Source organism: Rhodococcus sp. P3_B8, from assembly GCF_056402775.1.
This window is the reverse complement of record NZ_JBFUGT010000140.1, coordinates 1-16,246: the sequence shown is the minus strand read 5'-3', so window position 1 is coordinate 16,246 and position 16,246 is coordinate 1. Positions and strand designations below refer to the sequence as shown.

At 67.7% G+C, this 16,246-nt stretch carries 13 protein-coding genes; all 13 read right to left on the bottom strand.

Annotated elements, in window-relative coordinates; translation table 11 throughout:
* On the bottom strand, positions 1–1,551 hold a 1,551-nt coding region (atzF, locus tag AC1D1G_RS28895), incomplete at its 3' end, for an allophanate hydrolase (RefSeq protein WP_477954741.1).
* The gene (uca, locus tag AC1D1G_RS28890) at positions 1,551–5,201 is read right to left on the bottom strand and encodes an urea carboxylase (protein WP_477954739.1); all 3,651 of its coding nucleotides are present in this window, start codon (positions 5,199–5,201) and stop codon (positions 1,551–1,553) included. The genes uca and atzF, both read right to left, overlap by 1 nt.
* A gap of 92 nt (positions 5,202–5,293) precedes the next feature.
* A complete protein-coding gene (locus tag AC1D1G_RS28885; RefSeq protein ID WP_418341605.1) occupies positions 5,294–6,733 on the bottom strand; it encodes a short-chain fatty acid transporter in 1,440 nt (479 codons plus the stop codon).
* 33 nt (positions 6,734–6,766) lie between these two features.
* Complete coding sequence (locus AC1D1G_RS28880) at positions 6,767–7,300, bottom strand: carboxymuconolactone decarboxylase family protein (protein WP_283330980.1); 534 nt, start codon at positions 7,298–7,300, stop codon at positions 6,767–6,769.
* Positions 7,297–8,133 carry an SDR family NAD(P)-dependent oxidoreductase gene (locus tag AC1D1G_RS28875; protein ID WP_477954736.1) on the bottom strand — a complete coding sequence of 279 codons (837 nt, stop codon included), beginning with the start codon at positions 8,131–8,133 and terminating at the stop codon, positions 7,297–7,299. Before AC1D1G_RS28875 ends, AC1D1G_RS28880 begins: the two co-directional genes overlap by 4 nt.
* Before the next feature lie 99 nt (positions 8,134–8,232).
* On the bottom strand, positions 8,233–8,931 hold the full coding sequence (locus tag AC1D1G_RS28870; protein WP_477954734.1) for a GntR family transcriptional regulator: 699 nt from the start codon (positions 8,929–8,931) through the stop codon (positions 8,233–8,235).
* Positions 8,931–9,644: an urea ABC transporter ATP-binding subunit UrtE gene (gene urtE, locus AC1D1G_RS28865; RefSeq protein WP_283330982.1), complete on the bottom strand. Its 714-nt coding sequence runs from the start codon at positions 9,642–9,644 to the stop codon at positions 8,931–8,933. The genes AC1D1G_RS28870 and urtE overlap by 1 nt, the downstream gene beginning before the upstream one ends.
* Entirely contained in the window at positions 9,631–10,476 is an 846-nt protein-coding gene (gene urtD / locus AC1D1G_RS28860; protein ID WP_283354645.1) for an urea ABC transporter ATP-binding protein UrtD, read from the bottom strand. The genes urtE and urtD overlap by 14 nt, the downstream gene beginning before the upstream one ends.
* A complete protein-coding gene (urtC, locus tag AC1D1G_RS28855; protein WP_477954731.1) occupies positions 10,473–11,591 on the bottom strand; it encodes an urea ABC transporter permease subunit UrtC in 1,119 nt (372 codons plus the stop codon). The genes urtD and urtC overlap by 4 nt, the downstream gene beginning before the upstream one ends.
* On the bottom strand, positions 11,588–12,472 hold the full coding sequence (gene urtB / locus AC1D1G_RS28850) for an urea ABC transporter permease subunit UrtB (RefSeq protein ID WP_005251836.1): 885 nt from the start codon (positions 12,470–12,472) through the stop codon (positions 11,588–11,590). Before urtB ends, urtC begins: the two co-directional genes overlap by 4 nt.
* Positions 12,473–12,516: 44 nt before the next feature.
* Complete coding sequence (gene urtA / locus AC1D1G_RS28845; RefSeq protein WP_005563339.1) at positions 12,517–13,770, bottom strand: urea ABC transporter substrate-binding protein; 1,254 nt, start codon at positions 13,768–13,770, stop codon at positions 12,517–12,519.
* Positions 13,771–14,032: 262 nt separating this feature from the next.
* Positions 14,033–15,445 (bottom strand): acetate metabolism transcriptional regulator RamB, encoded by a 1,413-nt coding sequence (gene ramB, locus AC1D1G_RS28840; protein WP_007301354.1) that lies wholly within the window; start codon positions 15,443–15,445, stop codon positions 14,033–14,035.
* A 138-nt stretch (positions 15,446–15,583) separates the two neighbouring features.
* On the bottom strand, positions 15,584–16,246 hold a 663-nt coding region (locus AC1D1G_RS28835; RefSeq protein ID WP_477954727.1), incomplete at its 5' end, for an acetamidase/formamidase family protein.

The following is a 16,246-nucleotide window of genomic DNA, read 5'->3' as shown; positions in this document are numbered from 1 at the left end:
CACCCGGAACAGTTCCCCGGCGATCGCCGCTCCCGCGCCGGGGCCGCGACGGACGAGGCCGGGCTTGGGCGGTGTCGTGGCGAGCGCGGTGAGCCGGTAGGCGTCCGTGGTGGTGACGGTGTCCACGAACCGTGCGCCGATGTCCTCGAGCTGGAAATGCAGGGGCTGTCCGCGCAGGTGGGCTCCGAACACGGCGAGTTCGACACCGTCCGCGACGAGGGTGGGCGCCGGTGCACCGACGAGACGGGCCGCGAGGTCCACGGCCACCTGGTCGGCGAACGCAGGCACCACGAACATGACACCGAACGGGTCGCCGGTGGCGGTCGGGGCGCCCGGGACCGCGACGGCGGCCATATCGAGCAGGTTGCAGAAGTTCGTGTAGGTGCCCATCCGCCGGTTGATGTCGATCGGATCGGCCTGTACGGCAGCGATGGTCGGGTGTTCGGTGGTGGTGGGCAGCAGGRGGCCGTCGAAACCGGCCAGCAGTTCCCCCGTCTGCGCCTTGACGCGGGTGAGCGTGTCGAGGTCGGCGGCGAACTCGTGGCCCGCCGGCTTCCTCGCCGACTCGACGATGGCGGTGACCACCGGATCGGCACCCGCCGGTGCGGTGTCGAGGAATTTCCCGACAGCGGTGTACCGCTCGGCGACGACGGCGCCGTCGTACAGCAGGCGGGCTGCGTCGAGGAGTGGGGAGATGTCGACCGTCTCGACGGAGAAACCTCGGTCCGCCAACGACCCCACCGTGGCGACGAATGCCGCACGGTACTCCGGTGTCAGCAGGTCGAGATTCTCTTCCGCGGGGATCGCGACCCTCGGCTGAGCGGGCGCCGCCAGGCGGACGTCGGACGGCCACGCGCGGCTTCGCGGGTCCGCGCTCGCCGGGCCCGACATGATGCGGGCGGCGGTCACGGCCGTGTCGAGTTCGGTGGCGAAGACGGTGACGCAGTCGTAGTCGACGCAGGCGGGAACGACGCCGTCGGCGGGGATGACGCCGAGTGTCGCCTTGATGCCGACGAGACCGTTGAACGCGGCCGGAACCCGCCCGGATCCCGCTGTGTCGGTGCCGATTCCGATGTCGGCGATGCCGAGGGCGACGGCGACGGCGGAACCGGAGCTGGATCCGCCCGACACCCGTTCGGGGTCCCACGAGCACCGGACGGCGCCGTACGGACTGCGTGTCCCGACCAGCCCGGTCGCGAACTGGTCGAGGTTCGTCTTCCCCAGCACCACAGCGCCCTGCTCGACGAGGCGGCGCACAGCGCTCGCGGTGACGTCGGGGAGGTAGGCGAACTCGGGGCACGCTGCCGACGTCGGCAGTCCCGCGACGTCGATGTTGTCCTTGACTGCCACAACCTTCCCGGCCAGGGGGAGGTTTTCGCCGGCGTCGAGACGGGCCTGCACGGCAAGGGCATCGGCGTGCACGTCCTCGGCGGGCCGGAGGGTGATCCACACTTCCGGACGGTCCACCTCGGCGATCCGCCGGAAGGCATCCTCGACACGGGCGATGGGGGAGAGGGTGGTCTGTCCGCGGTTCACGGCATCGACAGTCATCAGTTTTCTGCTCCAATCACGACGAGAGGGGTGCCCGGTTCGACGATCGCGCCCGGTGACACGAGGACTTCGAGGACTGTTCCGGACGTGGTGAACGCAACCGGCATCTCGAGTTTCATCGCCTCGAGTACCACGGCGTTCTGACCCGGTTCGATGCGTTGCCCGGCCTCGACTTCGACACGCCACACGCTGCCGACCATGGGAGCCTCGACGACGACAGCCCCGGGCGGAACGTCGACCCGTGCCGACGGTTCGGGTGCGGGCGCCTGCTCGACGCGGTCGAATTCGCCCGACGCGCGCCACGCGGACTTCTCCGCCTCGAACGCCGCGGACTGCCGGGAGTCGAACTCGGCGATGGATTCGGCGTTGTCCCGCAGGAACTTCAGGTGGTCGGCGAACGCGAACGTGCCGTCGGAGATCTCGGCGTCGAACCGCCCCGCGACGGCCTGCTCGCGGTATTCGCGCAGCTGCTCCGGGGTGACGGGTTCCCACACGATGCGGTCGAAGAACCGGAACATCCACGGTGTGCCCTCGTCGAAGGGGCGGTGCTGCCGGTAGCCGGACCAGATCGGGACGGTGCGCCCGATCAACTGGTAACCGCCGGGCGACTCCATGCCGTAGACGCACAGGTACTTGCCGCCGATCCCGACCGCGTCGGACGGCGTCCACGTGCGCGCCGGGTTGTATTTGGTGGTGACCAGGCGGTGCCGCGGGTCGAGGGGCACGGCCAGTGGTGCGCCGAGATAGACGTCGCCGAGCCCCAGCACCAGGTACTCGGCGTCGAACACGGCGTCGCGCACGTCGTCGACGCTGTCCAAACCGTTGATGCGCCGGATGAACTCGGTGTTCGACGGCAGCCACGGCGCCTCGTCGCGGACACCGTTGCGGTACCGGTCGATGGCCTCGGCGATGGACGGGTCGTCGAACGACAGCGGCAACCGGACCGTGCGACTCGGCACCACCAGATCGTGTGTCGCGGGCAGCAGTTCCTCGATGTCCTGGAGGATGTCCAGCAACCGGCCGGCGGGAAGTTCGTCGGCGTCGAAATGCAGGTGCAGGGAGCGCACACCCGGAGTGATGTCGATGATGCCCGGGACCCGACGCCGGATCAGAGCTTCCGACAGCGCGTGGACGCGCATGCGGAGTCCGAGGTCGAGTTCCCGGTCCCCGTACTCGACGAGGATGTTGTCGTCGCCGCCGCGGAGGTACGCGACCTCGGGACGGTCCAGTACGGGCGGGATGCGGCGCAGGACCCCGCCGTCGCAGTTCGCCGAGCGGGTTGCCGTGGGCGGAAGATCCAGTCTGCGAGACGAATCCGACGACCGCAGCACGTGCGCACCGTCGTCGGAGACGGCGACGAACCGCACTTCGTCGCCGGGCCTGATCTGCCCGAGTTTCCACCGGTGCGCCTTCACCACGGTGAGGGGACACGCGAAGCCGCCGAGGCTCGGTCCGTCGGGGCCGAGCAGGATCGGGGTGTCGCCGGAGACGTTGAGCGCTCCGACGCTGTACGGGTTGTCGTGCAGGTTCGACGGGTGCAGCCCGGCGTCGCCGCCGTCGGTCCTCGACCAGACCGGCTTGGGGCCGTCGAGTCGGAGGCCGGTCCGGTTCGCGTGGGTCTGGACCTTCCAGGTCGTGTCGTAGAACTGCGCCATGTCGGAGTCGGTGAAGTAGGCGGGCGCCGGCTGCGGTCCCTCGGTGACGGCGAGATGCCACACGTGCGTGAACTCGGGACGCGAGTCCTCCGGGACGGGATGCGGTGCGCCGAGACCCGTGGTGTTCTCGAACAGCGAGTCGTCGAAGAGTCCCAGCACGTCACCGGTGGTGACGGCCTTGCCGGTGATGCCGCCGAACCCGCCGAGCGTGAACGTGGACGCGCTGCCGTGGTACAGCGGAGCGTCGATGCCGCCCCGGAACGCGACGTACGTGCGCAGGCCGGTGTCCGCCGGAGTGCCGACGTCGAGGACCGACCCGGCCGGCGCTTCCACCGGTTCCCACAAGGGGATCGGTTCGCCGTCGAGAGTGACCGGGGTGTCGGCACCGCCCACACAGATCACCGTGGCGTCCGAGAACACGAGGCGCGGCCCCTGCAGGGTGCATTCGAGACCCGGCGCGCCGACCGGATTGCCGACCGCGGTGTTGACCAACTGGAACGACAGGTCGTCCATCGGTCCCGACGGCGGAATACCGACCTCCCACAGTCCGATTCGGCCGGGGTGATCCTGCACTGTGGTCATCGTCCCGGCGCGGAGCACGTCGACGCGTCGGCCGGTCGACCGCAGATCGGCCAGCGACTGCGTGGTGTGCTCGCCGGCCAGCACCGTGTCGGCGACGCAGATCCGCCGCAGCTGGGGCAGGTTCGTCTGGACCCCGTAGATGTGCGTGTCGGCGAGTGCCTCCGCGAGGGCGGCGAACGCCGCCGTGCGCCGGTGCCCGCGGGTGATCACCTTCGCCAGCATCGGGTCGTAGTAGGCACTCACCTCGGTGCCCGTCTCGACCCACGTCTCGACCCGCGTGTGAGCCGGGAACTCGACCCCGGTGAGTCGTCCGGCACTGGGACGGTAGTCGTGGCCGGGGTCCTCGGCGTAGATGCGGGCCTCGACGGCGGTTCCCCTGATCTCGGGTCCGGAGTCGGGCAGCCCGTCGAGCATGGAACCGTCCCCGCGGGCGAGTCTCAGCATCCACTCGACGAGGTCCACCCCGGTGACTTCCTCGGTCACCGGGTGTTCGACCTGCAGTCGCGTGTTCATCTCGAGGAACGACGCTTCCCCGCGGTCCACGTCGTAGACGAACTCGACGGTTCCCGCGGACCGGTAGTTCACCGACGACGCGAGACTGCGGGACGAGCTGAGCAGTTGTTCCACCACGTCGCCGGAGAGTCCGTGCGCCGGGGCCTCCTCGACCACTTTCTGGTTGCGGCGCTGTAGTGAGCAGTCGCGGGTGCCGAGGCTCAGCGTGCGGCCGAGTCCGTCGCCGAACACCTGCACCTCGATGTGCCGGGCGCGGGCGACGAAGCGTTCGAGGAACACCCCGGACGAGGAGAAGTTGGCCTGGGCGAGGCGCTGGACGCGGTCGTAGGCCTCGCGGAGTTCGGCGGCGTCGAAGCACGCCTGCATCCCGATGCCCCCGCCGCCACCGACGGCTTTGATCATCACCGGATAGCCGATGTCGGAGGCCGCGGACAGGGCGGCGTCGACGGAGTCGAGGAGCCCGCTGCCCGCGACGAGCGGGACGCCGACGGCGCGAGCGGCCTCGCGCGCCGTGTGCTTGTTCCCGAACGTGCGGAGCTGTTCGGGGGTGGGGCCGACGAACGCGATCCCGGCGGATTCGGTCGCCGCGGCGAACGTGTCGTTCTCCGAGAGGAAGCCGTATCCGGGATGAATCGCGCCCGCGCCTGTCGCCAGTGCGGCTTCGACGACGGCGTCGGCCCGCAGATACGACTCGGGGGCGGGAGCCGGGCCCAGCCGGACGGCGACGTCGGCCATCTCGACGTGCGCGGCCGCCGAATCGGCGTCGGAGTACACCGCGACCGTCTTCAGTCCGAGGATGTGCGCGGATCGCATGATGCGGCAGGCGATTTCGCCCCGGTTCGCGACGAGCAGAGTGTCGAAGGAGTACTCGATCGGCGGCGTATTCATCCCTGTGGACATGGTTGTATACGCTAAGGACGGGGTGTTTCGCCGAGATTTCTCGAGGTAAAGCGTGGGTTAGTAAGACCTCTCACGGCCCGCGCGGTTCGGGGTCACGGCGAGGAGGGCTGCACCGGGGGTACGAACTCGAATGTCGTTCCGAGCAGCCACACCAGGAGCAGGACCACCGGCAGGTGGAACATGAACTGCAGGAACGTGAATCCCACCAGGTCGCGCGCCTTGAGTCCCAGCACCGCGAGGAGGGGCAGCATGAAGAACGGGTTGATCAGGTTCGGCAGGGCCTCGGCGACGTTGTACACCTGGACCGTCCAGCCCAGGTTCATCCCGACGTCGGTGGCCGACTGCATGACGTAGGGCGCCTCGACCAGCCATTTTCCGCCTCCGGACGGCACGAAGAGGCCCAGCACGACCGTGTAGAGGGCGATGACGACGGTGAAGCCGCCGCCGCTGCCGATGTTCGTGAAGAAATCGGCCAGGTGCTCGGAGATGGTGAGGCCGTTTCTGCCCTCGGCCTTCGTCAGGATCGCGGCCATCGCGGCGTACAGCGGGAACTGGACCAGGATGCCTGCGGTGGCGGGGACGGCCAGCGCGACGGCTTGCAGGAACTTGCGCGGCGTCCCGTGCAGCACCAGCCCCAGCATGAGGAAGACCAGCAGGTAGGCGTTCAGGCTGCTGACGACGGTGAGCACGGGTTTGGTCACCAGCTGGGAGATCAGCCACCCCAACGTCATCAGACCGGCCAGCGCCGGCAGGATCCGGCTGTATTCGAGCCACTCTCCCGGTCGCGATCGGGGTGCCACCTCCTTCGGCCGGTCGTCGAGGTCGACGTCCAGATCCTCGGCGGTGGTGACGGCCGCACCCCTCGGCGCGGAGAAGTGGGCGATGCCCACGGTCAGGGCGATGATGATGACGCACATCAGCAGCGACTGCCAGGTGAAGATCGTGGTCCCGAAGTCGAGGACGCCGGTGATCTCCAGCAGCGCGGGCGGCAGGGACGCGGCGGTGGCCTGGAGCTGCGCGGCGGACGAGGACATGCCGAGCGCCCACACGGCGCCCAGACCCATGAAGGCCGCCGCGCCGAGCGCGCGGTAATCCACTCTCAGGTCGGATCGGCGGGCGATCGCCCGGGCGAGCAGCCCGCCGAACACCAGACTGAGCCCCCAGTTCAGGAAGGAGACCGACATGGACAGCAATGCGACGAAACTGACTGCGGTGCGCCCCGACTGAGGCACCATGGCCAGACGATCGATCAGCCGGGCGACCGGCGGGGAGGTGGCGACGACGTACCCGGTCAGCACCACCATCGCCATCTGCAGGGTGAACGCCGTCAGATCCCAGAAACCGTCACCGAACGCGTCCACGACCGTCTGCGGAGACGAACCGTTGGCCAATGCGGCCACCGAGACGACGAAGACGCCGACGAGCGCGAAGACGTAGGCGTCCGGAAACCATTTTTCCGTCCAGCCGGCCAGCGACTGCGCGACCCGCGCCAGTCCCTTCTCGGAACGGACTTCTTCGGTAGCGGATGTCATGCGGCCGTTCCTCTTCTCTACGCGATGCGGAACCTACGAATAGTCGCGTTCGATCCTCAGAGTCCCGATGGTGGTGGCCAGGGCGTCGTACTGGGTCACCAGAAAGCAGAATTCGATCATCCGGCGGTCGTCGAAGTGGGTGCTCAGCGCCGACCACGCGGCATCGTCCAGGTTGTCGGTGGTGACGAGTTGGTCGACGGCGGTGAGAATGGCGCGGCGGCGCGCGTCCCAGCCGTCCGCGGCGGGACCTTCCAGCACCTGTTCGAGGAGCGCCGGGGTGACGCCCGCCCGGCGTCCGAGGCGCACGTGGTGATCCATCTCGTAGCCGCACTTCCGCAGGTGCGCCACGCGAAGGATGATCAATTCGGTCTCGTACCGGGAGATCTGCCCGCCCGGCATCAGCTTGCCGGAGTACTGCAGCCACGCACGGAAGAGGCCCCTCGTGCGGCCCACCGTGCTGAACAGATGAGCGTCCGGCACACCGGCGACACGGGAGATGATTCGCCACAACACCCAGTTGACGGGGCCGAGTTCCTTCAGACGTCCGGGTGGAATGCGTGCGGTCACGCCGCCCCCTCTCCTTCTGCTCGTCCCCTCGTGGGAACGGCTGCGTGCGCGCGTAGTTCGATCGAACGGGTCATCTCCGTGGCCCGAAGTGCGAGCATACGCACAGAATCCGTTCCGGGTACCCGGGACGGTGCGTATATCCGATTCTTCCGTCCCGCGATTGCCCGCTCGAGTGCGTCGACCGCCACCGTGATCGAGGAGGTCCGGGTCAGTGCGCTGCCGCGGGGTGGGGGAACCGCGACGCCGTCGAAATCGATCAGGGTCCGGTCCGTGTCGATCTCGCCGAGCCGGGCGATGCCGACCCGGGTCCCCAGCGATTTCATCTCGTCCCGCAGGACCTCGCCGAGTTCCTCGGCACCGCCTCTCGTGGCGCCGTGGACACCACGCAGGGGGCTGAACGTCGTCGACGACGCCACGACGAGCGCGTACCCGTTGCGGTGCCCGATGTGCGGTCCCGCGGCCCGCAGCGTGTGGTACGTCCCCATCACGTTCACCTCGATGGCATACCGCATCACCTCCGGATCACCCTCGACGATGTGCGCCGGGGGCGTCACGCCCGCGTTGGCGACGACGACGTCGAGGCCGCCGAGCCGGTCGGTGAGGTAGTCGAACGAGTCCTCGACGGCTCGCCGGTCGCGGGTGTCGCAGCGACGCCACGGCGCCCGGCCGCACGTGGTGGCCGTCTGTTCGAGGAGTTCGGGTTCGAGGCCGAGCAGCGCGACACGGGCGCCCCGCTCGTGAAGTCGTCTGGCGAGTCCGGCGCCGATACCCCGGGCTGCGCCGGTGATCAGGACGCGGCGTCCGACCAGATTCTCTTCGAGAGTGCGTGACATGAAGCGAGTTCCCAACCTGTGTTACCGAGCGGTAGCAAGACGCTAGCACCCGCTCGGTTCGTTGGTGGAAAAAATCTCCAACCGAGTTGGACAACTGTCTCAATCGCGGATCGCCCACGCCATGCGCGCGAGGGAAAGTGCCTGCTCAGCACGCTCGATGACCACCTCACGCGACTCGCTGATGTGCGCGAGCAGTGTGTCGTACGCGGAATCCAGCTTGCCGTCGAGGGCGAGCTCGGCCACCGAGATGTGCTCGTCGACGGTCGCGCTCATGCGGTCGGGGGTGAGGTAGTCGAACATCCGGACCGGCCGCACCTTCGCGTTCACGTTGACGAGCGCATCGGACAGCGCGCGGTTGCCTGCCGACTTCAGCAGAACGGTGTGGAACTGCTCGTCGAGCGCCACGAACCCGGCGTCCGGCTCGGGGTTCTCCTTCCGCAACGCGTACCACCGGTCGAGCTCGGGTCCGAGAACGTCCGGGTCGTGCGACAGCGACTCGTCGGCGCGGACCCGGGCGATTCCCTGGAGCTCGAGCGTGATGCGCAGTTCGTACAGTCCGGCCAGCTCGTCGATGCGGGGGCGGTACGGAAACAACCCGCCCACGTCGCGCTGGACGAGTCCGTCGGCGAGGAGCCGGGCCAGGGCCTCCCGCACCGGCGTCCGCGACACCCCGTAGGTGTCGGCGAGACGCTCCTCGCCGAGACGCTGTCCCGGTGGGATCCGGCCGCTCATCAGGTCGGTGCGCAGCGACAGATACACGTGATCGCTGAGGGAGCCGGCCGGTTCTCGGCGTGCCATCAGATCGCCATCGCCGCGCGGACGTCGGAGACCGCGGTACGGACGTCGGAACCGGGTGCGGCGCCACCGGCGCCGGAGGACGTGACCCGCCCCGACTCGAGGACGTAGTAGCTCTCGGCGGATTCGAGAGCGAACCCGATGTGCTGTTCCACCAACAGGACTCCGAGTCCGCCGCGGCGGGTGAGTTCCATGATGGTGCGCTCGATCTCGGCCACGACGGACGGCTGAATGCCTTCCGTCGGTTCGTCGAGGATCAGCATCTTCGGTTCCGTGATCAGGGCCCGCGCGATGGCAAGTTGCTGACGCTGCCCACCGGAGAGGAGACCGGCACGCCGGTCGAGCAGGCCGCGTAGAGCCGGGAACAGATCCAGCACCTCGCCGACGAGTTCCTTTCCGCGCTTGCGGCCGTCGGCCACCACCTGAAGGTTCTCCGCGGTGGTCAGCTGACCGAACGACTGCTGGCCCTGCGGCACGTAGGCGAGGCCGCGCGCCACCCGGGCGCTCGGCCGCAACGCCGTGACGTCCTCGCCGTCGAACAGCACCCGCCCGGAATCGACCTTGATCAGTCCGACCGCCGCCCGCAGAAGCGTCGTCTTGCCCGCTCCGTTGTGTCCCATCACCGCGGCCACACCGTCCGACGGGACCGTCAGCGAGACTCCGTGGATCACTTCGGTTCGGCCGTACCCGGCCCGGATGTTCTCAAGCTCGAGCATCGCTGTCCTCCTTCGAAACCTCGGGCTGCAGTTCGGGGGCGGCACCGGCCGCGGCGGTCCCGAGGTACACCTCCTGCACCCGTGGATCGGCCTGCACCTGCTCCACGGTTCCCTCGCTCAGCACCTTCCCGGCGTGCAGCACGGTCACCGACGTCGCGAACGCGCGCATGAAGTCCATGTCGTGCTCGACCACCACGACGGTCCGCTCACCGCCGATGCGGCGCAGCAGGTTTCCCGTCTCGTCGCGTTCCTCGTGGCTCATGCCGGCCACCGGCTCGTCCAGCAGCAGGACGGAACAGTTCTGCACCAGCAGCATTCCGATCTCCAGCCACTGCTTCTGTCCGTGCGCGAGGATTCCGGCCGGGGTGTCGCGCAGCTTGCCGAGACCCGTGACGTCGAGCGCCTCCTCGATGGCAGGGAGCACCGTCTTGCGTCGGCGCAGCAGTGTGAGCGCCGACCGGCTTGCGCCCGCCGCGATGTCGAGGTTCTGGAGAACCGTCAGCTCCTCGAACACGCTCGCGGTCTGGAACGTGCGGCCCACACCGAGCCGGGCGATGCGGTGCACCTTCTTGCCGATCAACTCGACACCGGACTTCGTGACCGATCCCGTCGCGGGGACGAGCCCGGTGATGGCATCGACGAGAGTGGTCTTGCCGGCGCCGTTGGGACCGATGAGGAACCGCAGGTCGCCCTGCATCAGGGTGAGGTCGACGCCGTCGACCGCCTTGAAGCCGTCGAAGCTGACCCGAAGGTCCCGGACCTCGAGGTACTCGCTGGACATTCCGGCGTTGCCGCCGAGCACCGGCTCCTTGGCCGTGGCAGGAATCGTCATCGGGCCATCTCCATTCGTTCCGTCGGCTCGGTCTCGTCTTCCGGTCCGGGCGGGGCAGGTTCGTCGGAGGAGGCCTTCTTCTTCCGCTTCAGCAGCGCGAACAGCCCCGCGACACCGGCCGGGAAGAAGCCGACGACCACGATGAACAGCAGGCCCTGCGCGTACGTCCAGCCGGACGGGAACGACTCCGAGAACGCGCTCTGCGCCCACGCCACCCCGATGGCGCCGAGGACCGGGCCGAGGAGCGTGGAACGTCCGCCGATGGCCACCCCGATCAGGAACGCGATCGACGGGACGATCCCGACGTCGGCGGGGGAGATGATGCCGACGATCGGAACGAACAGCGCGCCGGCGAGGCCCGCGAAGAACGCGGCCGTCACGTAGGCGACGAGTTTGATGTTCGCCGGGTCGTACCCGAGGAAGCGGACGCGCTCCTCCTGATCCCGGACGGCGACGAGCAGTTCGCCGTAACGGCTGTTCATCAGCTGCCGGGTGATCGCGACCACGGCCAGCAGCATGCCGGCGGCGATGAAGAACAGCATCTGCTTGTTGGCCGGATCGTTCAGGTTGAAACCGAAGAACGTGCGGAACCGGTTGAGGCCGTTGCTTCCTCCGGTGCTCTGCTGGCCGACCAGCAGGATGGCGAATGCGGCGGCGAGCGCCTGGCTGAGGATCGCGAAGTAGGCGCCCTTGACGCGGCGCTTGAACACCCCGAGCCCGAGGACGAACGCCACCAGCGCCGGGATCAGCAGGATTCCCAGGATCGTCACGATCGGCGACGTGAACGGCACCCAGTAGCCCGGCAGCTCCCGGATGCCCGCGATCTGCATGAAGTCGGGCACCGTGTCTCCGCGGAGTTCGGCGTCGGCGATCTTCAGATGCATCGCCATCATGTAGGCACCCAGCCCGAAGAAGACACCCTGGCCGAGGGTGAGCATGCCGCCGCGGCCCCACGCCAGGCCGATACCGACCGCGACGATCGCGAAGCACAGGAACTTGCCGAGCAGACTCAGCCGGAAGTCGCTGAGAACCGCGGGGGCGACGACGAACAGAAGCAGCGCGGCCAGTGCGAATCCCGCCCACGCGCGGTAGCGGCCACTCGTCAGGATGCTCATACGAGACTCCTCGTCTTGACGGCGAACAGGCCCTGCGGCCGAACCTGGAGGAACACCACGATGACCACGAACACGATGACCTTGGCGATCGACGCCGTGGTCGAGTACTCGACGAACGAATTGAGGATGCCGAGTGCGAACGCGGCGATCACCGCGCCCTTCATCTGACCCAGGCCGCCGACCACGACCACCAGGAACGCGTCGATGAGGTAGCTCTGCCCGATGGTCGGACTCGTCGAGCCGATCAGGGTGAGCGCCACACCCGCGACACCCGCCAGACCGGAACCGATGAAGAACGTCGTCACATCGGTTCGGCGACTGGAGATCCCGCTCGTCTCCGCGAGGTCGCGGTTCTGCACGACGGCGCGGATGCGGCGTCCCATCGGGGACTTCTGCATCGCCAGCGACAGCGCGACGACGGCCACGACGGCCAGCACCAGGATGAACAGGCGCGTCTTCGGCACCACCGCGCCCAGGATCTCCACACCACCGGAGAGCCACTCCGGTGCGGCGACGTTGACGGCGGGCGCACCGAAGACGTCCCGTGCCAGCTGCTGCAGGATCAACCCCACACCGAACGTCACCAGCAGCGTGTCCAGCGGCCGGTGGTACATCCGCTTGACGAGGGTGACCTCGAGGAGGACACCCATCGCGCCACCGACCACGAAGCCGACGAGCAGAGAGATGAACAGAGAACCGGTGGCGCTCGATACCACCTGCTGCACCACATACGCCGTGTACGAGCCGGCCATGATGAATTCGCCGTGGGCCATGTTGATGACGCCCATCTGGCCGAACGTCAACGACAGCCCCAGCGCCGCGAGCAACAGAATCGATCCGATACTCAATCCGGTGAACAGCTGTCCGATCACTACATCCATCGATGTATGTCCTCTCTCTTCCCTCGTGCTCGTCGGACCGGGTTCTAGCTACCCAGCGACTCGGCCCACGGGTAGGACTTCAGGTACGGGTCCGGCTGGATCGGTGTGCCCGAATCCCAGACCGTGTAGATCAGGCCGTCGTTCCGGATCTCACCGATGCGCGCGGTCTTGGTGATGTGGTGGTTGGACCCGTCGATGGTGACCAGTCCCTCCGGGGCGGCGAACGTGACGCCGTCCGCGTTGTCCTGGATGTCCTTGGTGGCGAAGGAGTTCGCCTTCTCGACGGTGTTCTTCCACAGGTACACGGACGTGTAGGCGGCTTCCATCGGGTCGGACGTCGGCTTGTTCGCGCCGTACCGGGCCTTGTACGCGTCGACGAACTTCTTGTTCTCCGGCGTGTCGATGGTCTGGTAGTAGTTCCAGGCGGTCAGTTGGCCCTCGATGTTCTGGACGCCGATACCGCCGACCTCCTCCTCGGCGATCGACACGGACACGACGGGCATGTCGGCGGGCTTCAGGCCGACGTTCGCGTACTCGCGGAAGAACGCGACATTGGAGTCGCCGTTGAGGGTGTTGAAGACGGCGTCCGCATCGGCGGAGCGGACCTTGTTGACGATGGTCGAGAAGTCGGTGGAGCCGAGCGGGGTGTAGTCCTCACCCTTGATCTCGATGCCGTTGGCCTCCGCGTACGCCTTGATGATGCGGTTGGCGGTCTGCGGGAACACGTAGTCGCTGCCCACCAGGTACAGCGACTTGACGCCCTTCTCCTTCAGGTAGTCGAGTGCGGGCACGATCTGCTGGTTGGTGGTGGCCCCGGTGTAGAAGATGTTCTTCGAATCCTCGAGGCCCTCGTACTGCACGGGGTAGTAGAGCAGCGAGTTGTTGTCCTCGAACACGGGCAGCATCGCCTTGCGGCTCGACGACGTCCAACCGCCGAACACGGCTGCGACGCAGTCACTGCTGATCAGCTTCTCCGCCTTCTCGGCGAACACGGTGGGCTCCGAGGCCCCGTCCTCCGCGACGATCTGGATCTTCTTGCCGAGCACGCCGCCCGAGTTGTTGATCTCGTCGACCGCGAGCGCGATCGAATCCCGGACGGTCACCTCGCTGATGGCCATCGTGCCGGACAGCGAGTTCAGCGACCCGACCTTGATCGTGTCTCCGGAGGTGTCCACACAGGACGCCGCGGTGGACTCGCCGGCCGTGTCGGACGCCTTGCTGCCACAACCGGTCAGCACGAGCCCGATGGCGGCGAGCGCGGTCGGTGCAGCGAGGGCGCGCTTGGAGAAGGTGCGCATGTACGGGCCTTTCCGTCGGAGGACTGGGGACCTCCGCAACCCGGGACATGTATCCGCCCCACGTATACAGAGGTGTATTCGTGGGGCGAACATTAAGCGGCCGTTGTTGCGCCTGAATGTCTGTCGGTGACGTGTTCGTGACGCGAATTACGGTTACGTGAACAACCGCTCACAGCGCTCCCGGCGGGGCCGGAGGCTGCTGCCGCTGCGGCCAATGTGACACCGGTTCAGTCGGATTGAACCGATGTGACACAAGGGCGAGTCAGCGGATCAGGTACGGGGAGACCGAACTCTGGTGCTCACTGATGTCGAGTTGCTTGCCGAGCGGCGGGAACGCGCGCTGCGGGCAGTTGACGCGCTCGCACACCCGGCAACCGGCGCCGATCGGGGTGCCCGGGTTGGAATCGTCGAGGTCGAGACCGTCGCCGTAGACGAGCCGGTGGGCGTGCCGGATCTCGCAGCCGAGCCCGATCGCGAAGATCTTGGCCGGCTGGCCGTAGCGCTGGGCGCGACGTTCGACGGTCCGGGCGATCCACAGATACCGGCGGCCGTCCGGCATCTGCGCGATCTGGTTCATGATCTTGCCGGGGTACGCGAACGTCTCGTACACGTTCCACAGCGGGCACGTGCCGCCGCTGGTGGAGAAGTGGAACCCGGTGGCGGACTGCCGCTTCGACATGTTCCCGGCCCGGTCGACGCGGACGAACATGAACGGAACGCCGCGCAACTTCGGACGCTGCAGCGTCGAGAGGCGGTGGCAGATCGTCTCGTAGCTCACCGAGTAGAACGCGGACAACCGCTCGATGTCGTACCGGAAGTCCTCGGCCACGTCGTGGAACTGGCCGTACGGCAGCACCGTGGCCGCAGCGAAGTAGTTGGCCAGCCCGAGCCGGGCGAGCGCCACGGACTCGTCGCTCGTGAAGCCGCCCTCGGCCACCAGCTTGTCGAGCAGGTCGCCGTATTCGAGGAACGCCAGCTCGGTCGCGAACTTGAACACCTGCTGGCCGCCCGACAGGTGCGGCGAGATCTCCAGCAGCCGGGATTCGGGGTCGTACCGGTGCAGGACGTTCTCGCCCAGGTCGATGCGCTTGACGATCTGCACGTCGTGCACGGTCTGCAACCTGCGGGCGATCTCACCGCCGACGTCGCCGCGGTGGAATCGCATGCGCGCGGTCAGTTCCTCCGCCGCCGTGTCCAGTTCGTGCAGATAGTTCTGCCGCTGATAGAAGTAGTCGCGGACCTCTTCGTGCGGCATCGTGATCGAGCCGCTACCACTGCCGTCGCTGTAGCGGTCCTCAGTGGCGAGAGCCAGCTGCGCGGTGGTGTTACGGAAGCGGCGGTGCATGTTGACCATCGCCTTCGCCAGGCCCGGATGCGACGCCACCATCTCCGCGATCTCCTGGGCGTCCGCGTCGATGCCCATCTCCTGATCCAGCGCCACCTCGCGCATCTCCGCGATCAGGCGAGTGTCGTCCTGGGATGAGAAGAACGTGGTGTCGACGCCGAACACCTCGCTGATCCGCAGCAGCACCGGCACCGTCAGCGGCCGCACGTCGTGCTCGATCTGATTGAGGTAGCTGGCGGAGATCTCCAGCGTCTTCGCCAGCGCCGCCTGGCTCAGTCCACGCTCGGTTCGGAGCTGACGCAACCGGGTGCCGACGAAGGTCTTGGACATACGGCAATGGTACCGGCGCAGGTCAGATGTGCGAACGGAACCTTCGCAAGATTTACTCGCGCGGGTCGGGACGCGGTGATGCGGGGCGAATGTACCTCTGGGCGCACTGGAGGCGCTGAAAGGTACATTCGCCCGCGCTCAGGCCTTGTTCTCCGAGCGCGGCGCGCCGACACCCGGGTCGATYTGGAACGGACCCGACGCGGACGGTGCGACGGGGAAGTCGAACATCGCCGTCGGCAGGTACACCGTCGAGCAGGAGTTCGGGATGTCCACCACCCCCGACAGCCGGCCCTCGATCGGTGCGGCGCCGAGGAGGAGGTAGGCCTGCTCGGGGCTGTACCCGAACTTGGTGAGGTAGTCGATCGCGTGGAGACAGGCCCGCTGATACGACAGGTGCGAGTCGAGGTACTTCTGTTCCCCGTCGAGGGTGACGGACGTTCCGGAGAACGCGAGCCACTCCGAGTACTGCGGGTCGGTGTTGCCGGGCATGAAGATCGCGTTCTCGGACACGCCGTACGTGTCCATGCCGCCCTTGATGATGTCGACGCGCAGGTCGATGAAGCCACCCATCTCGATGGCGCCGCAGAACGTGATCTCGCCGTCGCCCTGGGAGAAGTGCAGATCGCCGACGGACAGGTTCGCGCCGTCGACGAACACCGGGTAGAAGACGCGGCTGCCCTTGGTGAGGTTCTTGATGTCCTGGTTGCCGCCGTTCTCGCGTGGGGGCGCGGTGCGGGCGGCCTCGCAGGCGACGCGGTCGAAGTCGGCGCCCGACAGGGACCCGAGGACGGCGTCCTGCGG